This window comes from Spirabiliibacterium falconis, from assembly GCF_014885015.1.
Classification (GTDB): domain Bacteria; phylum Pseudomonadota; class Gammaproteobacteria; order Enterobacterales; family Pasteurellaceae; genus Spirabiliibacterium; species Spirabiliibacterium falconis.
In genome coordinates this window covers 31,131-51,596 of sequence record NZ_JABMIJ010000007.1, presented here as the reverse complement: position 1 = coordinate 51,596, position 20,466 = coordinate 31,131, and the positions used below count along the sequence as shown (strand labels likewise).

Sequence of the window (20,466 nt, the reverse complement as noted above, 5' to 3'; positions counted from 1 at the left end):
GGCAATGATGAGCGTCAATTCACAAAAAGTATTGGATAATCCAAATAATAATACCATTTTTATGGTATGGAATTTTCACACTGGGGCGGATGTGCAACCGCACTTTCAGCGTTTGTGTCGCTTGGTGCTGAACCTTAATCATAGCATTGAAACACGCTTTCCGCATACACAAGCCAGTGTTGTGTTAGGTATCGGATTTGAAGCGTGGGAATTATTGGGGTTGCCTACACCATTGCCAAAACAATTTGAAAAATTTTCCGAAATCAAAGGGCAAAAACATACAGCAGTGTCCACCCGCGGAGATTTACACCTACATATTCGTGCACAAGCGCCAAGTTTGTGTATTGATTTAGCAACGCAAATTAGTGATGTGTTGAATCCCATTGCTGAGTGTGTGGAGGAAGTGCATGGCTTTCGCTATTGGGACGGGCGCAGCATTTTGGGCTTTGTGGATGGCACCGAAAATCCGCAGGGCGAAGAACGCGCTTTTTTTGGCTTAATTGGCGAAGATGATCCCGTTTATCGAGGTGGAAGTTATCTTTTTGTGCAAAAATACATCCACGATATGCAAGCGTGGCGTGCATTGCCAGTGAGTGAGCAAGAAAAAGTGATTGGTCGCTCGAAAGCAGATGACATTGAAATGGACGATGATGAAAAACCGAGCAATGCACACTCTGCGTTGGCGAATGTGGGGGATGATTTAAAAGTTGTGCGTGATAATATGCCGTTTGGCAACACCGCCAACAATGAAATGGGCACCTATTTTATCTGCTATGCCAGCTCGTTTGACACAGTGAAAAAAATGCTGACCAATATGTTCATTGGCGATCCTATCGGTAACTCGGATCGCATTTTGGATTTCAGCACCGCCAAAACAGGCACGTTATTTTTCGTGCCAACGGAAGATATGCTCGGTGATTTTGCAGGTTAACAGCAAAGTGCGGTTGTCATGAACGAGAAAATGTTGCTTGAGCTTTTTTTAAATGAATTATGGCTCGAACAAGGTTTGTCGCAAAATACGGTGGCTTCGTATCGTTTGGATTTGACCGCACTTTTTCATTGGTGTCATGAAAATCGTTGTACTATTTTCACATTAGATCACCACGATTTACAAACCTTTCTTGGGGAGCGACTTAAACAAGGCTACAAAGCGACCAGCTCTGCCCGAATGCTCAGCAGTTTACGTAAATTTTTCAATTATTTAGAGCGCGAGAAACATCGCCTTGATAACCCTTGTGCATTATTGCAATCCCCTAAATTGCCCTCACGTTTACCCAAATCCCTTTCAGAAGAGCAAGTCGGTGATTTATTGAATGCACCTGCTACCGATGAACCGTTAGAGCTGCGGGATAAAGCGATGCTTGAATTGCTGTATGCCACAGGGCTACGCGTGAGTGAATTAGTATCATTAACGCTTGATAGCATCAGCTTAAATCAAGGGGTGGTGCGCGTAATCGGAAAAGGGAACAAAGAGCGGTTAGTGCCGATGGGCGATGAAGCGAATTATTGGATACACGAGTTTGTGTTATACGGGCGGGATATTTTATTAAACGGCGTAAGTTCAGATGTCTTATTTCCGAGTCGCCGCGGGCAAATGATGACACGGCAAACATTTTGGCATCGTATTAAACATTATGCGCTCAGAGCTGACATTGACCAAAATAGCCTATCGCCCCATGTGCTACGCCATGCGTTTGCCACCCATTTAGTCAATCATGGTGCCGATTTACGCGTGGTGCAAATGCTATTAGGGCATAGCGATCTTTCAACAACCCAAATTTACACCCATGTTGCCAATGAACGGCTAAAAAAACTGCACGCCAAATTCCACCCGCGTGGATAAAAGTGCGGTTAGACCGCACTTTGCTTATTCTACAGTAACAGATTGAATGATAATCTCTTCTTTTGGCACATCTTGATGATAGCCGTAGTTGCCAGTTTTGACTTTGCGGATTTTATCGACGACGTCCATGCCGTCCACCACTTTGCCGAATACCGCATAGCCCCAACCTTGCATATTTTCCGCTTTAAAATCAAGGAAATCGTTGTCGTTGACGTTAATGAAAAATTGTGCGGTCGCAGAGTGCGGGTCGCTGGTGCGTGCCATTGCAATGGTGCCACGTTTGTTGCTCAAGCCATTGTTGGCTTCATTTTTGATCGGTGCGTTGGTGGCTTTTTCTTTCATGCCGCTTTCCAAACCGCCGCCTTGAATCATAAAGCCGTCAATCACGCGGTGGAAAATAGTATTGTTATAAAAGCCGCTGTTACAGTAATTGAGGAAGTTTTCGCAAGTCTGCGGTGCTTTGGCACTATCGAGTTCAAGTTTAATATCACCTAAGTTTGTGTGTAGAATTACCATAATTAAAGATCCTTTTTTGTCGATTAAACGTTATAATGTGCGGTTATTATTCCATAAAAAACGCCCTGTCGCCACCGACAGCGCACGCATCAGGCAGAAAGGAACGTTATGTTAAAAATTTATAACACTTTTGAACGCAATAAAGAAGAATTCAAGCCTATCCTTGACGGCAAAGTGGGCATGTATGTTTGTGGTGTAACCGTATATGACCTTTGCCATATCGGGCATGGGCGAACTTTTGTGTGTTTTGACGTGATTGCGCGCTTTTTGCGCTATTTGGGCTATGACCTCACCTATGTGCGCAACATCACCGACGTGGACGACAAAATTATCAAACGCGCTTTGGCCAATCACGAAACCTGTGATCAGCTGGTGGACCGCATGGTGGCGGAGATGTATCAAGACTTTGATGCGCTCAATATTCAGCGGCCCGACATCGAGCCGCGCGCCACGCACCACATTGCCGACATCATCGCCATTGTGCAAACCTTGATCGACAAAAAACACGCCTACGTGGCCGACAACGGCGATGTGATGTTCTCGGTGGCCAGCTTTGACCACTACGGCAAGCTTTCCCGCCAAGACCTTGAGCAGCTACAAGCTGGCGCGCGGGTGGAGATTTCCGCCATCAAGCAAAACCCGATGGATTTTGTGCTGTGGAAAATGTCGAAAGAAAACGAACCTAGCTGGGATTCCCCTTGGGGCAAAGGCCGCCCGGGGTGGCACATTGAGTGCTCGGCGATGAATTTCAAAGAGCTGGGCGCGCACTTTGATATTCATGGCGGCGGCTCAGATTTAATGTTCCCGCACCACGAAAACGAAATTGCGCAATCGTGCTGTGCCCACGGCGGCAGCTATGTGAACTACTGGATTCACTCCGGCATGATCATGGTCGACAAAGAAAAAATGTCGAAATCGCTGAATAACTTTTTCACCATTCGCGACGTGCTTAAGCACTACAACGGCGAAAGCGTGCGCTACTTCCTGCTCACCGCCCATTATCGCAGCCAGCTCAATTACAGCGATGAAAACCTCAATCTCGCTCACAGCGCCCTTGAGCGGCTTTACACCGCCCTTCGCGGCACGGACAAAAGTGCGGTCGCCGCTGGTGGCGAAGCCTTTGTTCAAGCGTTTAATGAGGCGATGAATGATGATTTCAACACCCCAGGTGCGCTGGCGGTGCTGTTTGACATGGCGCGTGAAGTGAACAAACTCAAGCAAGAAAACGAGCTGGATGCCGCCAACAGCCTCGCGGCGCAAATGCGCCAACTTGGTGATGTGCTCGGGATTTTATACCAAGACCCCGAGGCGTTTTTACAAGCAGGGGGGGACGATGACGTGGCTGAAATTGAAGTCTTAATTGCTGAGCGAAACCAAGCTCGCGCTGAGAAAAATTGGGCACAGGCCGACGCCGCGCGGGACAAACTCACCGCTATGGGCATTGTGCTCGAAGACAGCCCACAAGGCACCACCTGGCGGCGTGGTTAAAAGGCAAAGTACGGTCGCATTGCGATCGCGCTTATCTTGCCACCTGCCAACCTTTGTTGGTCAGCTCCACGCGTTTGGTTACTTCGCTTTGCTGCTTGGCTTTTTCAAGTTCAGGAAACGCTTTTGCTAAATTGGCATCGTCTAACCAACTTTGCCCATCGGCGAGCTTGCGCTTGAACGTTACCCGCGATCTCACCACCTCGCTGCCCGCAGGCTCGGTGAAATTCACAATTTCAGCGACTTGCCAGTGGCCAGAACAAAACTGCTTATCCTCACCCAAGCCACCTTTGGTGGTCAACAATGCGGCTTTGCCTTTATCCGTTAAGGTATAAATCGCCACTGGCAACGGCTCGCGGGAATTGCCCGTCGGCAATTTAAGGTTGATCTTCTCTTGCCCTTTGGCCGTCAGCAAATTGGCTGCTACCAAGGCGTCCAGTTTTGGTGTTGCCGTGTCTTTACTGATGGCAGTATAGATCGTGTTGAGTTTGAGATAATAGAGTGTGTCGTCGTTATTATATTGTGGATCGATTGATTCATACCAGCCATAAGGCAGGTTGATACACAAGCCAGGCTGGCTGGCATAGTCGTCATTTAGGGCTTTGGTGAAGTTGGCATCGTTGGCCGTTTTTTCATTATCGCATGCGGTGATAAACAGTGCGCGTGATAAATTTCAACGTGAGTTAATAAGAACCGCACTTTTAACGTGCGGTTTCTTTTAGGCTATTTGTCGTGATAGGTTTCGCAGGCGTAGAGCGTGTTGCTCATGAGCATAGCCACTGTCATCGGGCCAACGCCGCCTGGCACGGGGGTAATATGACTGGCGTGCTGTTTTGCTGTTTCAAAATCCACATCGCCCACAAGACCATTTTCGGTACGGTTAATGCCCACGTCAACCACTACCGCGCCTGATTTTATCCACTCACCAGGGATAAAGTGCGGTTTGCCCACAGCCACCACCAAAATATCCGCTTGTTTGACTAACGCTTCGAGATTGGTCGTAAAGCGGTGTGCTACGGTAACAGTACAACCCGCGAGCAATAGCTCAAGCGCCATGGGCCGCCCAACAATATTGGAGGCACCCACCACCACAGCGTGTTTTCCGTGTAAGTCAATATTCAAGGTGTTAAGCAAAGTCATAATCCCAAACGGTGTACAGGCGCGCAATAATGGAATGCGTTGGCAAAGCCGACCTACGTTATATGGGTGAAAGCCGTCCACATCTTTGTCTGGGCGAATGCGCTCGATCACTTTGGTGCTGTCGATATGCTTAGGCAACGGTAATTGCACCAAAATGCCGTCGATGCTTTCATCTTCATTAAGCTCATCAATCAGTGCCAGCAACGTATTTTCGGTGGTATCTTGGGGTAAATCATACGATTTTGAATAAATACCAAGCTCATCACAGGTACGACGTTTGCTCCCCACATACACTTGTGAGGCAGGGTCTGCGCCAACCAAAATTACTGCCAAGCCTGGGGCACGCTTGCCTTGTGATTTGCGTTGTTGAATGTTTTCAGCAATTTCGTGTTTGATTTGTTTGGCAACAGCACTGCCAGAGATGATTTCAGCGGTCATAGCCTTCCTCTTTATGCAACGGTTTTGCGTATTTTGTCAGAAAAGTGCGGTTTTGATAAGTCAAAAAGCACTAAATTTGAACATTTGAGTGAAAAAAAGCAAAAAGCAGTTGACGAAATATATATGGCTCTTATAATAGCACCTCAATCGGCGAGTAGCGCAGCTTGGTAGCGCAACTGGTTTGGGACCAGTGGGTCGTAGGTTCAAATCCTATCTCGCCGACCATTTCTTTTTCTCACATATCCAACGTGCAAAGCGCCCTTAGCTCAGCTGGATAGAGCAACGGTCTTCTAAGCCGTAGGTCACTGGTTCGAATCCAGTAGGGCGTGCCATTTGTTTATTTTTCATTACGTTATTTTTAACAGTTTGTTGTTTGAACGATTTGATCTTGTTATATCATCATAATAAGTTGTGATCACGGTGTGATTTCTAAACTTTATTCCTTGCATTTAACCGCACTTTTTATAACGCTTAGAAAAAAGTGAGGATTGATGTATGGCTGATTCGCGTTATTATTCATTAAAAAAGATGACTTTGTTTCCGCTTGCGATGGCAAGACAAAGTAAAATCATTCAATTCTTATTATCTATCATTTTTGCGTATGGCTGTATGTTGTGGCTGACTGATCCGAGCTTTTCCCATACACAAAATTCCGTACTCTTTTTACTTTTTTTTGCTATTGCATTGTGGATAACAGAAGCTATTCCGCCCTTTTCTGTGGGGATTTTTGTGATAGGTTTTCTCGTTGTGGTTATGGGAACGGATAGCGGTCAGCATGCCATGCGTTATGTACAGACGTGGTCTGATGGTGTGATTTGGTTATTTTTAGGTGGTTTTTTCCTAGCGCAAGGTATGAAAAAAACGCATTTAGATGAGGCATTATTACGGGTTTTACTGCCTAAATTTGGACGACAACCGCACTTTGTGTTATTGGGGTTGATGTTGACAACCGCCGTCATTTCAATGTTAATGAGTAACACGGCAACAACGGCGATGATGATAGCAACCATTAGCCCACTTTTCGCGTCATTAGAAAATAAAAGTCATTTTTCTAAAGCACTTTTACTTGGTATTCCAACAGCTGCTTCAATTGGTGGAATGGGAACGATTATTGGATCGGCACCGAATGCTATTGCGGTGGGTGCTTTAGCGTCGATGGGAATTCATATCTCATTTTTAGAATGGATGCTAATTGGTGTGCCAATCTCGTTGTTATTAATTTATTTTTTCTGGCTCATTTTATTGCGACGTTACCGTATCAAGCAAGTGCCTTTTACCATAGAGCTTCAGGTGCCAGAGCAGCACTATGTTGATCACTTTATTGCTAAAGAGATGCGATTGCAAAAATTAATTATGATCAGTGTGTTAGTGGTAACGTTGTTTTTCTGGCTAACATCAAAATGGTTTGGTATTCCTATTGCCGCTGTGTCGGGTATTCCTATTGTCGTATTAACGATGCTGGGTGTCATTGATGCTGATGATGTACGCTCTTTACCGTGGGATACATTAATGTTGGTTGCGGGAGGACTTGCATTAGGAATGGCGATTCAAGAGCAAGAATTGGCAACGCATTTTGTGGATAAATTGAGCCATATTGAATTGAATTTCTATGGCTTGATGATTTTATTTGGTTTTGTGACGGTGTTGTTATCCAATTTTATGAGTAATACCGCCGCAACAACGATTTTGGTGCCAATTGGAATGTCTTTAATGCAATTAACGAGCAATGCAAGCCCTGTTGCATTGCCATTGGTTATTGCATTAAGTGCATCATGTGCGTTACTGTTGCCAGTGTCAACGCCACCAAATGCAATTGCTTTTAGTACGGGATTGATTAAACAATCGGAGTTTCGATTGGGTGGTTTTTCGATGGGCGTTTTAGGGCCTATCGGGAGTATTTTGTGGGTATTGGTTATTACCGCAATATTTAATTAACGAAAACCGCACTTTATCGTGATATAAAGTGCGGTTCACATTATGGTTTATAAATAATTTCAACACCGTCTTCGTCTTCATCAGACCAATCGTCCCAGTCATCATCTTGATGGGCGGCAAGTTGCTCTTGATGGTAGTCGTCCCATTTGAATTTCACTTCATCAGGTTCTTGTTCGATGGTTTCTTGCTCACGAGGGTGTTCGTCTAAGAACTGCATAATATCCCAGCATAATTGTTTCACATGCTCACCGCTCGCTGCAGAAATTTGATATGTTTTTTCATTTAAAGCCAGACGTTCGACAATATTTTGTACTTTTTCTTGCACTTCTGGTGCTGTTAACGTATCAATTTTATTGAACACTAACCAGCGCGGTTTTTCTGCCAATTTTTCACTATATTGAGCCAATTCTTGCTCGATAATGGCAATATTTTCCGCAGGATCACTTTCATCAATTGGATTAATGTCCACCAAGTGAATCAAAACACGGCAACGTTCCAAGTGCTTTAGAAAGCGAATACCAAGCCCAGCACCCTCTGCGGCACCCTCAATCAATCCTGGAATATCGGCAACGACAAAACTACGCGTGTCGTCCACACGCACAACACCTAAACTTGGTACGAGCGTGGTGAATGGATAGTCAGCCACTTTGGGTTTGGCGGCAGAGACGGCACGGATAAACGTCGATTTTCCTGCATTTGGCAACCCTAGCATGCCGACATCAGCTAGCAACATAAGCTCTAAGCGTAAATCCCGTTTTTCACCTTCCGTCCCGTTAGTTTTTTGGCGGGGGGTGCGATTAACTGAAGACTTAAAGCGCGTGTTGCCAAGTCCATGATAGCCACCTTTGGCGACTAATAATCGCATTCCGTGCTGTGTGAGGTCGCCGACAATTTCTTTGGTATCGTTGTCGATGGCACGGGTTCCAACAGGTACTTTCAAGGTGATGTCATTACCGCGATGACCTGTGCAATTGGCACTGCGTCCGTTTTCTCCCCGCCCAGCACTAAAGCGTTTTTCAAAACGGTAATCAATGAGCGTATTGAGGTTTTCATCAGCTTCTAGATAAATATCGCCGCCATCGCCGCCATCGCCACCATCTGGGCCACCTTTAGGAATATATTTTTCACGGCGAAAGCTCACACAGCCATTGCCACCATCACCTGCTTCAATACGAATCAGGGCTTCATCAATAAATTTCATTTGTTCTCCTTCGCTCGAAAATGGCGAGCGTGCCATTGCATTTTGTTACCTAAAACGGAATAGAGTGCGCCTGTAATTACCACCAACGCACCAATATATGATGTTAAATTAAGTGTTGACTCGCTAAAAATTGTTGGTGCAATGTGGTGTGCGAGTGCACTAAAAACGATTGTAAAGAGTGGCGTGAGAGTGATGATTGCACTCACTTTTGATACCTCCCAACGGTTGAGTGCTTCGGCATATGAGCCGTAGGCAATCAGCGTATTTAGGCAGGCGTATGCCAAACAACACAGCTCAAACCACGGCAGACGGGTAATTGCGTGAGGTGTTGCCATTGGTGTGATTAAGAGGGCAGCGGTGGCATAATAAATTAATAAAATCTGCTGTGAATTTAGACGACGCAACATGATTTTTTGCGCCAACCCATAACCAACCCATACAACTGCAGCACTGACTGTAAAGATCACACCAATGGTATAGTCTGTGAGGCTGGTAAATAATTCCAGTAATTTTTGATTAAAAAACAATAATAATCCTATGACTAAGAGCAGTGCCCCCACTTTTTGCGGAGTGCCCATCGTTTCTTTGAGAAAGACACTGCTGGCGATCATCATTAAAAAAGGCGAAATTTGTCCGAGTACTTGGGTAACGTCGGGGGATACATATAAAAGTGCGGTATTAAACAGCACAAAGTTTGCACCCAATGCGATGCCACCAAGTAAAATTAACCAACGGTAGCTGCCTTTGAATAATAAGATAAAGTTTGGCAGTTTTTTTAGTAGACTTAAAATGATCAGTAAACCGATGGCGGCAACCATAAAACGAAACCATACAATGGTTGTGCTATCCATAATTCTCACAACTTGTTGTAAGGCAAGCGGCAAACTGCCCCAGCACGCTGCGGTGGTGAGGGCGAGAAAAAATCCGCTAATAGGTCTTGATGTTGATGTCATAACACTACTCAAAATGTCGTTTTACCCATTGTACTGAACTCTTACACTTTAGCAAATGCAAAGTGCGGTTAAACAAAAAACCCCGCAGAAAGTGCGGGGTTTTCAATTCGAACCGTTAAATTATTCAGTTACGATGCTAACAAATTTACGATTTTTGTCGCCTTTCACTTCAAATTTAACTTTACCATCTGCAGTTGCAAATAGTGTATGGTCACGACCGATACCAACGTTAGTGCCTGCGTGGAATTTAGTACCACGTTGACGAACGATGATGCTACCGGCTAAAACTGATTCACCGCCAAAGCGTTTAACACCAAGACGTTTGCTTTCAGAGTCACGACCGTTACGAGTTGAACCACCCGCTTTCTTATGAGCCATTTTCGATCTCCTCTAAATTAGGCACTAATACCAGTGATTTTCACTTCTGTGAACCACTGACGATGACCTTGTTGTTTACGACTGTGTTTACGACGACGGAACTTAACGATTTTGATTTTTTCGCCACGACCGTGTGCCACTACTTCAGCCACTACTTTACCGCCACTTACTAATGGGGCACCAATTTTTACATCTTCACCGTTAACGACCATCAACACTGAGTCAAACTCAACGCTTTCACCTGTTGCAACGTCAAGTTTTTCTAAACGAACGACTTGACCTTCGCTTACTCGATGTTGTTTGCCGCCACTTTGGAAAACTGCGTACATATAAAAAAACTCCGCGAAAGTTGGCAGGAATACCTAAGATTTGTTTTCACTGCACAAATTAAATTTCATATAGGGTGCGGATTTTACGCAAAAATCGTGCAGATAGCAAGTAACTATTTTCGTTAAAGTGAAAAAAGATCCTTTTTTATGAGATCCATTTTAGAATTTGACGGTTTTCAGGTACAATAAACGCCAATTTTGAACAACAAAAATAGACAAGAAAGCCCATGTGTGAACAACAAAAATGCCTTGATATGCAAGCGATCCAAGCCTTATGTCAGGATGATATGCAACGTGTTAATGCGCTGATTTTAGCGCAGATGGAGTCTAATGTCGCACTCATCAAGCAGCTAGGGCATTATATTATTGGTTCAGGTGGTAAACGTATTCGTCCAATGATTGCGGTTCTTGCGGCTCGAGCGTTGGGCGTTTCAGATCATTCCCATATTACTACAGCCACTTTTATTGAGTTTATTCACACCGCAACACTGCTGCATGATGATGTTGTGGATGAATCGGCAATGCGGCGGGGGCGTGAAACCGCCAATGCACTGTTTGGTAATGCGGCAAGTGTGTTGGTTGGGGATTTTATTTATACGCGTGCGTTCCAGTTGATGACTGCTTTGGATAACTTGCGTATTTTGAAAGTGATGTCAGATGCGACTAACGTGATTGCTGAAGGGGAAGTGTTGCAATTGATGAACTGTAATGATCCTCACACGACTGAAGAACGCTATATGCAAGTCATTTATAGCAAAACAGCTCGTCTATTTGAAGTTGCAACCCAATGTGCAGCGATTGCCGCACACGCTGAAAGTGCGGTGGAAACCGCACTTGCCGATTATGGTCGCTTTTTAGGGACGGCATTTCAGCTCGTGGATGATGTGTTAGATTATAGTGCGGATCAAGCTAAACTGGGCAAAAATATTGGAGATGATCTCGCCGAAGGTAAGCCAACGCTTCCGCTATTACATGCGATGCACCATAGCACACAGCAAGAGCGTGAGCTTATCAAAACCGTAATTGAACAAGGCAATGGGCGTGATAAATTGGCAGGTGTGCTCACCATTATGCAAAAGTGCGGTTCGCTTGATTATGCCATGCAGCGTGCACGCGAAGAGGCACAAAAGGCCGTGGATGCACTTGCTATTTTGCCTGAAAGTGCGTATAAACAGGCCCTACTTTCTTTAGCTTATCTTTCAGTGGATAGAACATATTAATGAAACAAGAACATACCCAAAGTGCGGTCGAATCGGTGCGCTCGACGTGTCGTAAACAGAAAAAAGACCCAAACGCCCCGTTTGTGCGTGAAAAATTAAGCCTGCCGAATGGGCATAATCGGTTATTATTGCATTCCTGTTGCGCGCCGTGCTCAGGCGAGGTGATGGAGGCGATTCGCGCATCGGGCATTGAATTTACCATCTATTTTTACAACCCAAATATTCACCCATTAAAAGAATATTTGATTCGCAAAGAGGAAAATATCCGCTTTGCTGAAAAATTTGGCATTCCGTTTATTGATGCTGATTATGACCGTGCAGAGTGGTTTGAGCGTGCTAAAGGCATGGAAGATGAACCAGAGCGGGGCATTCGTTGCACGATGTGTTTTGATATGCGCTTCGAAAAGGCAGCACAATACGCTCACGAGCACGGTTTCCCTGTGTTCACGAGTTGCTTGGGCATTTCCCGCTGGAAGGATATGAACCAAATCAACGGCTGCGGGCATCGTGCGGCAGAAAAATATGCAGACGTCGAATATTGGGATTATAATTGGCGAAAAGGTGGCGGTTCACAGCGCATGATTGAAATTAGCAAACGTGAACGGTTTTATCAGCAAGAATATTGCGGTTGTGTCTATTCGCTGCGTGACACCAACCGCTGGCGTGAGGCGCAGGGGCGGCAAAAAATTGAGATTGGCAAACTTTATTATTCCGCTGACTAAACTTTTTATTAAAAGTGCGGTCAAAGCAAGCAACGCTTTGACCTAAATAAGAAAAAGTCGTAAACTTAAAAAAATCTACTTGCCCAGTGGGGCGATACTAAAATGAGGACATGTAAATGAAACGTTTTTATCAATTTTTAACCATGATGTTTGTTGGGCTTGCCTTGGTTGCGTGCGATAAAGCCGATACCAAAAAAGCAGAAACAGCGACAGAAAGTGCACAACGTGCAGATGTACAAGCGGATTTGAAAACTGATTTGGCAGCCTTTGACCAAGCAACCGAACAAAACGGTAATCTCGCACAAATTCAAACCTTGCAATCTGATTTGCAATCCGCCAAAACCCCTGAAGAACAAGCTGACATCTTTAACAAAATTGCAGCGAAATATGAAGAAATCAAAGCGAGCATTGAAGGTTTAGACGTGAAAACCGATGATGGTAAAGCATTGAAAGACAAATTCGTGTCAGGCTTTAGTGATTTCATCAAATTAATGCAAGATTCAGCCAAATATGTGATTGAAAAGCCAACCGAAGAGCAGGCGAAAGCATTAAGAGAATTACAACAACAAGCAACAGAAAAATTGTCTCAAGCCGCACAAAGCATCAGTGAGTTAAAAGCGAAAGTCGTCGAGACAAAATAAGCCCCCTAAAATTACCAAGCCCCTACTAGTGTCAGCCGCATTATTAGGGGCTTATTGTTATATTAGGAAATATGAAGTATATGTTACATTATTTATTTCGTTATCGTTTTTATCTATTGCTGCTTATTTATGTTGCAATTTCTGCTCGCGCAATAGGTTTCTCTCCGAATCTTTATGGAGTTATAGCATCCTATTTAATTTTTTATTTATTATTTATTTATGCTCGAACATTATTTTTTATATTTTTTGGCATATATCTTATTTCGTGCTTATTTTATATCCCTGAGGCAGTGTTATATGGCAGCCCATCATCAGGGATTATAGCTTCGTTTTTTGAAACGAATTTAAGCGAAAGTATTGAATATTTAACGTCATTTCCATTTTATGTATGGGGATATGTTGGTATCTTTGCCTTTTTAGGGGGGATAGTATTATATTTGGGATTTCATCAGCCAACTAATGTAGTAAATCATAAATATAATATATTATGGTTAGTATTAATCATTGTTGCAGTATTTTATAAACCCATTTCTGCTGTTATCAAGGAGAATAGAGATTTTTCTTTAGGAAATTCAAGAGTATATTTAGTGGGATTTTATGGTAATTTATATGATTTAATTCATGATTATCAGGTTGGAAATAAAAGTCTTAATGAGTCATTAAAAGATAAAGACAAATCTGATTGGAATATCACTTTTGTTGAGCCACATTATAAGAATTATGTGATTGTAATTGGCGAAAGTGTACGCAATGACTACCTTTCGCTTAGCGGTTTTCCCCTTAATACTACACCATATCTAAATCAAGAGCCTGGAAAGTTTTATCAAGGTTATGTTTCTGCTGCACCGAATACGCAAACGTCATTAATGCGCACGTTATATCAGAATATTGATGATAATGTAAATTATGATAATAATCTCATCTCTCTTGCTAAAGCGGCAGGGTTTAAAACTTACTGGCTTTCCAATCAAGGTTCATTAGGCAGATTTGATACTGCGGCAGCTAGTGTTGGTGTTCGGGCTGATAGTGTATTTTTTACAAAACATGGTAATTCAGATAGTCGCAATTATCCTGATACCACTCTGATCTCTCCTTTTGAGAATGCACTTAATGATAGTGATAGTAAACCGAAATTGATTGTGCTGCATTTAATGGGATCACATCCTAAATTTTGTCAACGGGTGCGTCAAACAGTTGGCTTTGATTATCTAAACAAAGAAATGTCATGCTATTTGCAATCCATTAAAGAAACAGATGAATTATTATACACATTAATTAGGATATTAAAGTGGCAGCAACAGCCATATTCATTAATGTATTTTTCTGACCATGGGCTGTCATTTGATCGCTATGATAAAAGCGGTTCTTCTATGGTATTAATCACAGGAAATCGAACCAAACAAAATTATCAAATTCCATTTTTTGTGATTTCAAGTGATGACAGCACTCATCAAACTATCCCAATGTCTCAAAGTGCTACTCGCTTTTTACAAGGCGTGAGTGAGTGGATGGGGATTGAAAGTGCAGTTTTCCAAGGCATGCCGAGTTTTTGGCTTGGTACTACGAAGCCCATCAAGGTGTATGATTTCTTCAACTGGGTTGATTTCGACACGCTCACCTCTGAGCCTGCCGTGTTGCCCGCTGAGATAAAATAACGAGGGAGTATGACAGAAAAAATCCAAATCAGTGTAACGATGTTGGTGAAAAATTCCGCCCAATATCTCCAACAGGTTCTCACCGCACTTTCTCCTTTTGATGAAGTGTTGTTGCTTGACAATGGCTCGACAGACGATACGTTAGTTATTGCGAAAACATTTGAGAACGTGCGTATTGAACACTCGCCGTTTCTGGGTTTTGGTCCACTGAAAAACCGTGCCGCGGAGCTTGCCAAGCATGATTGGATTTTAAATATTGACAGCGATGAAATTCTCCCCGCTCCATTAATTGCTGAGCTCGCCGCACTTACGTTGGATGACCCCAATAGGGTTTATGCCATCTTGCGTCTCAATCATTATCGTGGACGGGTAATTAAAACCTGTGGCTGGTACCCCGACTATGTGAAGCGGCTTTATAACCGCACTTTGGTTCATTTTAATGACAATCAGGTACATGAATCCTTGGTGGTGCCATCAACAGGAAAAATCGTGCGGTTGCAGCATAGCTTTGATCATTTCTCATTCGCTGGGGCGACGGATTTAATTCAAAAAATGCAACAATACAGCTCGCTTTTTGCCCAACAGCAGCGATACCGTAAACATGCAGGCGTATTCAGTGCGATCAGTCATGGGCTGGCGGCATTTTTTAAACATTATGTATTGAAAAAAGGCGTATTGAGTGGACGAGATGGTTTTGTTATCAGTGCGGCTAATGCGATGGGAGCGTACTATAAATACATTAAACTTGCGGAAGCGAATGACAATTTACGCGTCTCTTTAATTATCACCACCTATAACCGTCCTGATGCCTTATTGGCGGTACTGAATTCGGTATTAAAGCAAACCGTGTTACCTTTTGAGGTGATTGTCGCTGACGACGGTTCCGATGCACGCACTCGTGATGCGATTGAGCAAATTCGACCGCACTTTACTGTTCCGCTTATTCATAGTTGGCAACCAGATGAGGGGTTTAGAGCAGCACGATCACGAAATCAGGCATTAGCACAGGCAACGGGCGATTATATTATCGTGATAGATGGTGATATGCTATTACATTCAAATTTTGTTGAAGATCATATCAATTTTGCGAAAAAAGGCTGCTTTGTTCAGGGGTATCGTGTACTTCTGCCCCAAATTAAAACTGAGGAAATTTTACATAGTCCATTAAAATCGCCTAAATTAAAATGGTATCAAAGAGGCATTGAAACTCGTTTTGAAAAGCGTATTGCTGCAGTGCATTTGCCAATATTAGGGGGGTTTTTAGGAAAAGAGCGAGCTAATAAATTTAAAGGTATTAAAACGTGTAATATGGCATTTTTCCGAGATGATGCCTTTGCTATCAACGGGTTTAATAATGAATTTGTGGGCTGGGGGCGTGAAGATAGCGAATTTGTCGCACGTCTTTATAACAATGGTGTTAAACGTCGCGATGTGCGTTTTGCGGCTATTGCTTATCACCTGTGGCATAATGAAGCTGAGCGTGATGCGTTGCCAGCGAATGATAAACGCCTAAAACGTGCGATGAATGAAGGGATTACACGTTGTGAAAATGGTGTTGAGCAATGCAAGGATAAACTATGATTTTTCGCTGGTTTTATACCGCACTTTTATATTGTTTACAGCCTGTTGTGCTGGGCTATTTGTTTTATCGAGGTCGAAAAAATCCAGCGTATCGTGCGAGAATTTCCGAGCGTTATGGCTTTTATGGTAAACGCACCCCACCAAGAGCGGACGGCATTTTGTTGCATGCGGTGTCAGTGGGGGAAACCTTGGCGGCAGTGCCGTTGATCAAGGCGTTATTGACACAATACCCACATCTGCCGATTACCGTAACCTCCGTAACCCCAACGGGATCGGCACGGGTCAAGGCGTTATTTGGCGAGCGAGTGGCACATTATTATTTGCCTTATGATTTGCCTGATGCGATGGTGCGACTGTTTAATTTTATCCAGCCACAGCTATGTTTAGTAATGGAAACGGAGATTTGGGCAAATTTTATTCATCAAGCCCACCGCCGTCACATTCCATGTATGATTGTGAATGCACGGCTTTCAGCACGTTCCGCTAAACGTTATGGCTATTTTAAAACCGCACTTTACTCTGTTTGGCAAGAAATGACCTTGATTGCGGCACAAGATGAACAAAGTGCGGTACGTTACCGCGCATTGGGCGTGCCAGATGAAAAAGTGAAAACGGTTGGCAATTTAAAATATGATTTTCAGCTTGAAAGTGCGGTTGAGGAAAAAATTCATGCGTGGCGTCATGCGTGGGCGTTAGGTGAGCGTAAAATCTGGATTGCAGGCAGCACGCATCAAGGAGAAGATGCACTGTTGTTGCAAGCACACCGTACTTTATTGGCAAAATATCCTGACTTGATGTTGATTATCGTGCCACGCCATCCTGAACGTTTTGAACAGGTGGCAGAGCTGATTGCTCGCACACAGCTTGCATTTGTGCGTTTAAGTCAACATGTGAATCCAACGGCGGATACCCAAGTTATTCTTGGCGATACGATGGGCGAGCTAATGCCACTTTATGGTGTCAGTGATATTGCGTTTGTTGCAGGTAGTTTAATGCCAGTGGGCGGGCATAATCCGCTGGAGCCACTGACATTTAAATTGCCCGTATTGAGCGGAGAATATGTGTTTAATTTCACAGACGTGTATGCCAAATTAACCGCACTTAATGGCGTGCTCATGGTGAAAAGTGATGTTGATGCTATTGTGCAAGGCGTTGAAAAATGCTTGTCTGAACCGCACTTTGCACAAACATTAGGCGAGAATGGCTATCAGGTGCTGGCACAAAATCGTGGTGCACTGGCACGCGTGCTTGCCGAAATTTCGCCATTTTTAGAGAAGGACTAGTTATGCAAACGACGGTGATCTACCCTGGCACATTCGATCCGATGACCAATGGGCATTTAGATATTGTTACACGTGCTGCCGCATTATTTCCGCATGTCGTTGTGGCGGTGGCGGCCAGCCCAAGTAAAAAGCCGCTGTTTAGCCTTGATGAACGTGTCGCATTGGTGCAGCAGTCTTGTGCCACACTTACGAATGTGGACGTGATCGGTTTTTCGGGGCTGCTGGCGGATGTCATTATAGAACGCAACATCAAAGGCATTGTGCGTGGAGTGCGAGCAGTGGCGGATTTTGAATACGAATTACAACTCTCACACCTCAACCGTCTGCTGACCCATGGGGTGGAAAGCCTGTTTTTTCCACCGTCAGATCGTTGGTCTTACGTTTCTTCTACAATGATCCGTGAGATTACATTACATGGTGGCGATGTCGCAAGCCTTGTGCCGCCTCCCGTATTCAACGCTTTGGCAGACAAGCGTCGCTAAATATTGGGTATATTACGCTTGGCAGTGCGGGCAGAAAAAGCTGTTGCGCTGTGCGATGACCGCACTTTCAATCGTATTGCCACAATGTTTGCATGGCTCACCTGCACGACCATAAACAAATAATTGCTGCGCAAAATAGCCGGGCGTGCCGTCAGGTTGCACAAAATCACGTAACGTGGTGCCACCTTGTGCGATGGCTTTGCCAAGTACCGTTTTAATGGTTTGCACCAGCGCTTGGCACTGCTTGCGTGTGAGTGTGCTTGCCACTTTGGCGGGATGAATGCCACATAAAAATAGGCACTCATTGGCATAAATATTACCGACACCCACCACCACCGCATTATTCATTAAAAAACTTTTGACCGCACTTTGCTTTTTTCGGCTAGTGTTGTATAAATAATCGCCATTAAATTCATCATGCAGGGGTTCTGGCCCGAGTTTTTGGAAAAGCGGAAAGTGTGTTATATCATCGCACCACAGCCATGCACCAAAGCGACGAGGGTCATTGTAGCGAAGTTGTTTCCCATTTTGGAGTTGAAAAATAAGGTGGTCGTGCTTCAGGAGCGGAACATCGCCGTCTACCACCCGCAGCGAGCCAGACATGCCCAAATGCCCGACAATAAAGCCATGCTCAAGGTGAAAAATCAAATATTTTGCCCGCCGTGAAATGTGATGGACTTTCTGCTGGCAAAGTGCGGTCAATTCGTGACTGACTTCCCAACGCAAGCGTGGTTGGCGTACATCAATAAAATCAATTAGTTGCCCTTCAATAAAAGGGGCAATGCCACAACGTGTGGTTTCAACTTCAGGTAATTCAGGCATAATCTCGTTTTGCGTCATTTAGTAGCTGTTGTATTATAGAGCCAATTTTAATTGAATGGAAAAAATGATGTTAGATATTGTGTTATATGAGCCCGAAATTCCACAAAATACGGGGAATATTATCCGCTTATGTGCGAATTGTGGCTTTCGATTACACCTTATTGAGCCACTTGGCTTTGCGTGGGATGATAAAAAATTGCGCCGTTCAGGCTTGGATTATCACGAATTTGCTGAAATTCATAAATATCCGTCCTATCAGGCATTTTTGGCACAGGCAAAACCGAAGCGACTTTTTGCCCTCACTACGAAAGGCGGTCCAAACCACACAGAAGTGCGGTTTCAACTCGGGGATTTTTTAATGTTTGGTCCTGAAACACGCGGTATTCCACACTCAATTTTGGATACGATGCCCATGAGCGAGAAAATTCGCCTGCCGATGGTGGCGAATAGTCGCAGTATGAATTTATCCAATTCTGTTGCTGTGACGGTGTATGAGGCTTGGCGGCAGCTTGGTTTTCAGGGGGCGGTTAACCCCAATATTGAATCGGTGTAGGATGGTATATGACCTTAAAAGATAGTGTGTTTAATGTGCTCTTATGGCTGAAAAAGCCAAGCAATGCGTTATGGGTAACCCCTGTGCTAGGGGCGATTGTAGCAGTGCTATTTGCTTTTGCAGCGGCATGGGCACCTCATTTTTTGCCAAATAATGTTATTCGAATCAATATTGAAACGGATACCCTTGATTCATTGCTTGGCATTATTGCCTCTAGTATGTTGGCGGTGAGCACCTTTTCGCTTTCAATTATGGTATCCGCATTTGCATCTGCCTCTAATGGCGCAACACCGCGTGCGACCGAATTGGTGATGGGCGATGACAATACGCGTGTGGCCATTGCGAGTTTTATCTCCGCGTTTGTGTATGCGGTGATTGCCAAAACCGCACTTGGTATTGGTTATTACGGGCAAGTTGGGCGTTTCGTCTTATTCGTTGGCACAATTGGCGTGATGCTCTATCTGATTTACACCTTAATCAGTTGGGTCAAAACGCTCTCACAATTAGGGCGATTAAATAACACCCTAGACAAAATTGAGCAAGCAACAGCACAGACATTAATTGATTACCGCAAAAAGCCGAATATGGGAGCGAAAGGTATTGATAAAGTGCGGTATAAACATGCAATTTATGCCCGCTTAAGTGGCTATTTAACACATATTAATTTGAGCAAATTGCAATCGTTTGCCAGTGAACATGAATGTGAAATTGACATTGCCGTGCGTCCAGGTACATTAATTTATAATGGCATGGCACTGGCGTATCTCAGTAAAAACGTCGATGATGCGCAGGCAATGGTTTGCCCTGCGTTTGTGGTGGAAGATGATCGAAGTTATGCCCAAGATCCGAAATTTGGTATGATCGTCTTAAGTGAAGTGGCACAGCGTGCCTTGTCGCCAGCGGTCAACGATCCAGGCACGGCAATTAAAGTCCTAACAGTATTAATGCGCTTATTACTTAATGCTAAAGCGGAGCAGGAAACGGTAGACTATGAGAACTTAAACATCGTAAAACTTGATGAGCTGGATCTGATTGCACAGCCATTTAGCCCTATTTCACGGGATGGGGCAAGCATAATGGAAGTGCATATTCGCATGCAAAAAATTCTGCATATCATTGCAACCCATGCGCCAGAGGCACGTATGCGCCATGCTGCGAGAATACAGGCGCAGATTGATTTGGATTATGCTAAACAGGGGCTGAATTTAGCGTATGAAAAAGCACAAGTGCAGCAACTTTATGATGAATTATTTAATCAAAATAGTCGTTGTACTTAAATGAAAGACGAA

General features: G+C 44.0%; 21 protein-coding genes and 2 tRNA genes. 15 read left to right on the top strand and 8 right to left on the bottom strand.

The window, feature by feature from the left end; all coding sequences use genetic code 11:
• The first annotated feature begins 7 nt into the window (after window positions 1-7).
• A complete protein-coding gene (locus HPC40_RS04795; RefSeq protein WP_208118358.1) occupies window positions 8-931 on the top strand; it encodes a Dyp-type peroxidase in 924 nt (307 codons plus the stop codon).
• 18 nt (window positions 932-949) lie between these two features.
• A complete protein-coding gene (gene xerD, locus HPC40_RS04790) occupies window positions 950-1,843 on the top strand; it encodes a site-specific tyrosine recombinase XerD (protein WP_208118357.1) in 894 nt (297 codons plus the stop codon).
• Between the two features lie 24 nt (window positions 1,844-1,867).
• Here the strand turns inward: xerD and HPC40_RS04785 are convergent, their stop codons facing one another.
• Window positions 1,868-2,359 carry a peptidylprolyl isomerase gene (locus HPC40_RS04785; protein WP_208118356.1) on the bottom strand — a complete coding sequence of 164 codons (492 nt, stop codon included), beginning with the start codon at window positions 2,357-2,359 and terminating at the stop codon, window positions 1,868-1,870.
• 108 nt (window positions 2,360-2,467) lie between these two features.
• On the opposite strand from HPC40_RS04785, the gene cysS reads away from it, so the two are divergent.
• Complete coding sequence (gene cysS, locus HPC40_RS04780; RefSeq protein WP_208118355.1) at window positions 2,468-3,847, top strand: cysteine--tRNA ligase; 1,380 nt, start codon at window positions 2,468-2,470, stop codon at window positions 3,845-3,847.
• Between the two features lie 31 nt (window positions 3,848-3,878).
• Here cysS and HPC40_RS04775 read toward each other — a convergent pair whose 3' ends face one another.
• Together HPC40_RS04775 and folD are read right to left on the bottom strand one after the other, a co-directional pair.
• Window positions 3,879-4,412 (bottom strand): hypothetical protein, encoded by a 534-nt coding sequence (locus HPC40_RS04775; RefSeq protein ID WP_208118354.1) that lies wholly within the window; start codon window positions 4,410-4,412, stop codon window positions 3,879-3,881.
• A 155-nt stretch (window positions 4,413-4,567) separates the two neighbouring features.
• Window positions 4,568-5,422, bottom strand: coding sequence for a bifunctional methylenetetrahydrofolate dehydrogenase/methenyltetrahydrofolate cyclohydrolase FolD (gene folD, locus HPC40_RS04770; protein ID WP_208118353.1), 855 nt, complete (start codon window positions 5,420-5,422; stop codon window positions 4,568-4,570).
• A 148-nt stretch (window positions 5,423-5,570) separates the two neighbouring features.
• Between folD and HPC40_RS04765 the strand changes: the two genes are divergently transcribed.
• The 3 genes from HPC40_RS04765 to HPC40_RS04755 all read left to right on the top strand — a co-directional run bounded on the left by HPC40_RS04765 (window position 5,571) and on the right by HPC40_RS04755 (window position 7,357).
• Window positions 5,571-5,647, top strand: a tRNA-Pro gene (locus tag HPC40_RS04765).
• Window positions 5,648-5,677: 30 nt separating this feature from the next.
• Window positions 5,678-5,754: transfer RNA gene (locus HPC40_RS04760), tRNA-Arg, on the top strand.
• A gap of 163 nt (window positions 5,755-5,917) precedes the next feature.
• On the top strand, window positions 5,918-7,357 hold the full coding sequence (locus HPC40_RS04755) for an SLC13 family permease (RefSeq protein ID WP_208118352.1): 1,440 nt from the start codon (window positions 5,918-5,920) through the stop codon (window positions 7,355-7,357).
• Between the two features lie 40 nt (window positions 7,358-7,397).
• Here HPC40_RS04755 and cgtA read toward each other — a convergent pair whose 3' ends face one another.
• The 4 genes from cgtA to rplU all read right to left on the bottom strand — a co-directional run bounded on the left by cgtA (window position 7,398) and on the right by rplU (window position 10,218).
• A complete protein-coding gene (gene cgtA, locus HPC40_RS04750; protein WP_208118351.1) occupies window positions 7,398-8,558 on the bottom strand; it encodes an Obg family GTPase CgtA in 1,161 nt (386 codons plus the stop codon).
• Window positions 8,555-9,511: a DMT family transporter gene (locus HPC40_RS04745; RefSeq protein WP_208118350.1), complete on the bottom strand. Its 957-nt coding sequence runs from the start codon at window positions 9,509-9,511 to the stop codon at window positions 8,555-8,557. Before HPC40_RS04745 ends, cgtA begins: the two co-directional genes overlap by 4 nt.
• A 120-nt stretch (window positions 9,512-9,631) precedes the next feature.
• On the bottom strand, window positions 9,632-9,889 hold the full coding sequence (gene rpmA / locus HPC40_RS04740; protein WP_208118349.1) for a 50S ribosomal protein L27: 258 nt from the start codon (window positions 9,887-9,889) through the stop codon (window positions 9,632-9,634).
• Window positions 9,890-9,906: 17 nt separating this feature from the next.
• Window positions 9,907-10,218 carry a 50S ribosomal protein L21 gene (gene rplU, locus HPC40_RS04735; RefSeq protein ID WP_208118348.1) on the bottom strand — a complete coding sequence of 104 codons (312 nt, stop codon included), beginning with the start codon at window positions 10,216-10,218 and terminating at the stop codon, window positions 9,907-9,909.
• 227 nt (window positions 10,219-10,445) lie between these two features.
• Between rplU and ispB the strand changes: the two genes are divergently transcribed.
• The 7 genes from ispB (at window position 10,446) to coaD (ending at window position 17,802) form a co-directional block, all read left to right on the top strand.
• On the top strand, window positions 10,446-11,438 hold the full coding sequence (gene ispB, locus HPC40_RS04730) for an octaprenyl diphosphate synthase (RefSeq protein ID WP_208118347.1): 993 nt from the start codon (window positions 10,446-10,448) through the stop codon (window positions 11,436-11,438).
• Entirely contained in the window at window positions 11,438-12,160 is a 723-nt protein-coding gene (locus HPC40_RS04725; protein WP_208118346.1) for an epoxyqueuosine reductase QueH, read from the top strand. The genes ispB and HPC40_RS04725 overlap by 1 nt, the downstream gene beginning before the upstream one ends.
• A gap of 116 nt (window positions 12,161-12,276) precedes the next feature.
• Window positions 12,277-12,801, top strand: a complete 525-nt coding sequence (locus tag HPC40_RS04720) for a hypothetical protein (protein WP_208118345.1) — start codon at window positions 12,277-12,279, stop codon at window positions 12,799-12,801.
• Window positions 12,802-12,881: 80 nt separating this feature from the next.
• Entirely contained in the window at window positions 12,882-14,456 is a 1,575-nt protein-coding gene (locus HPC40_RS04715) for a phosphoethanolamine transferase (protein WP_208118344.1), read from the top strand.
• A 9-nt stretch (window positions 14,457-14,465) separates the two neighbouring features.
• Entirely contained in the window at window positions 14,466-16,037 is a 1,572-nt protein-coding gene (locus HPC40_RS04710) for a glycosyltransferase family 2 protein (protein WP_208118343.1), read from the top strand.
• Window positions 16,037-17,320 carry a lipid IV(A) 3-deoxy-D-manno-octulosonic acid transferase gene (gene waaA, locus HPC40_RS04705; protein WP_208118390.1) on the top strand — a complete coding sequence of 428 codons (1,284 nt, stop codon included), beginning with the start codon at window positions 16,037-16,039 and terminating at the stop codon, window positions 17,318-17,320. Before HPC40_RS04710 ends, waaA begins: the two co-directional genes overlap by 1 nt.
• Window positions 17,321-17,322: 2 nt before the next feature.
• On the top strand, window positions 17,323-17,802 hold the full coding sequence (coaD, locus tag HPC40_RS04700; protein ID WP_208118342.1) for a pantetheine-phosphate adenylyltransferase: 480 nt from the start codon (window positions 17,323-17,325) through the stop codon (window positions 17,800-17,802).
• Between the two features lie 12 nt (window positions 17,803-17,814).
• Here the strand turns inward: coaD and mutM are convergent, their stop codons facing one another.
• Window positions 17,815-18,624 (bottom strand): bifunctional DNA-formamidopyrimidine glycosylase/DNA-(apurinic or apyrimidinic site) lyase, encoded by an 810-nt coding sequence (gene mutM, locus HPC40_RS04695; protein WP_208118389.1) that lies wholly within the window; start codon window positions 18,622-18,624, stop codon window positions 17,815-17,817.
• A 67-nt stretch (window positions 18,625-18,691) separates the two neighbouring features.
• Here mutM and trmL point away from each other — a divergent pair, with 67 nt between their 5' ends.
• Window positions 18,692-19,177 (top strand): tRNA (uridine(34)/cytosine(34)/5-carboxymethylaminomethyluridine(34)-2'-O)-methyltransferase TrmL, encoded by a 486-nt coding sequence (gene trmL / locus HPC40_RS04690; RefSeq protein WP_208118388.1) that lies wholly within the window; start codon window positions 18,692-18,694, stop codon window positions 19,175-19,177.
• 8 nt (window positions 19,178-19,185) lie between these two features.
• Window positions 19,186-20,454, top strand: a complete 1,269-nt coding sequence (locus tag HPC40_RS04685) for a DUF2254 domain-containing protein (RefSeq protein WP_208118341.1) — start codon at window positions 19,186-19,188, stop codon at window positions 20,452-20,454.
• Window positions 20,455-20,466: the final 12 nt, after the last annotated feature.

Excerpts from the sequence above, each read along its gene's own strand:
- HPC40_RS04725 (WP_208118346.1), top strand. The coding sequence starts at position 11,438 with ATGAAACAAGAACATACCCAAAGTGCGGTCGAATCGGTGCGCTCGACG.
- HPC40_RS04685 (WP_208118341.1), top strand. The coding sequence starts at position 19,186 with ATGACCTTAAAAGATAGTGTGTTTAATGTGCTCTTATGGCTGAAAAAG.
- trmL (WP_208118388.1), top strand. The coding sequence starts at position 18,692 with ATGTTAGATATTGTGTTATATGAGCCCGAAATTCCACAAAATACGGGG.
- rpmA (WP_208118349.1), bottom strand. The coding sequence starts at position 9,889 with ATGGCTCATAAGAAAGCGGGTGGTTCAACTCGTAACGGTCGTGACTCT.
- cysS (WP_208118355.1), top strand. The coding sequence starts at position 2,468 with ATGTTAAAAATTTATAACACTTTTGAACGCAATAAAGAAGAATTCAAG.
- HPC40_RS04795 (WP_208118358.1), top strand. The coding sequence starts at position 8 with ATGAGCGTCAATTCACAAAAAGTATTGGATAATCCAAATAATAATACC.
- cgtA (WP_208118351.1), bottom strand. The coding sequence starts at position 8,558 with ATGAAATTTATTGATGAAGCCCTGATTCGTATTGAAGCAGGTGATGGT.
- folD (WP_208118353.1), bottom strand. The coding sequence starts at position 5,422 with ATGACCGCTGAAATCATCTCTGGCAGTGCTGTTGCCAAACAAATCAAA.
- HPC40_RS04785 (WP_208118356.1), bottom strand. The coding sequence starts at position 2,359 with ATGGTAATTCTACACACAAACTTAGGTGATATTAAACTTGAACTCGAT.
- HPC40_RS04745 (WP_208118350.1), bottom strand. The coding sequence starts at position 9,511 with ATGACATCAACATCAAGACCTATTAGCGGATTTTTTCTCGCCCTCACC.
- HPC40_RS04720 (WP_208118345.1), top strand. The coding sequence starts at position 12,277 with ATGAAACGTTTTTATCAATTTTTAACCATGATGTTTGTTGGGCTTGCC.
- xerD (WP_208118357.1), top strand. The coding sequence starts at position 950 with ATGAACGAGAAAATGTTGCTTGAGCTTTTTTTAAATGAATTATGGCTC.
- HPC40_RS04710 (WP_208118343.1), top strand. The coding sequence starts at position 14,466 with ATGACAGAAAAAATCCAAATCAGTGTAACGATGTTGGTGAAAAATTCC.
- HPC40_RS04715 (WP_208118344.1), top strand. The coding sequence starts at position 12,882 with ATGTTACATTATTTATTTCGTTATCGTTTTTATCTATTGCTGCTTATT.
- mutM (WP_208118389.1), bottom strand. The coding sequence starts at position 18,624 with ATGCCTGAATTACCTGAAGTTGAAACCACACGTTGTGGCATTGCCCCT.
- ispB (WP_208118347.1), top strand. The coding sequence starts at position 10,446 with ATGTGTGAACAACAAAAATGCCTTGATATGCAAGCGATCCAAGCCTTA.
- rplU (WP_208118348.1), bottom strand. The coding sequence starts at position 10,218 with ATGTACGCAGTTTTCCAAAGTGGCGGCAAACAACATCGAGTAAGCGAA.
- coaD (WP_208118342.1), top strand. The coding sequence starts at position 17,323 with ATGCAAACGACGGTGATCTACCCTGGCACATTCGATCCGATGACCAAT.
- HPC40_RS04755 (WP_208118352.1), top strand. The coding sequence starts at position 5,918 with ATGGCTGATTCGCGTTATTATTCATTAAAAAAGATGACTTTGTTTCCG.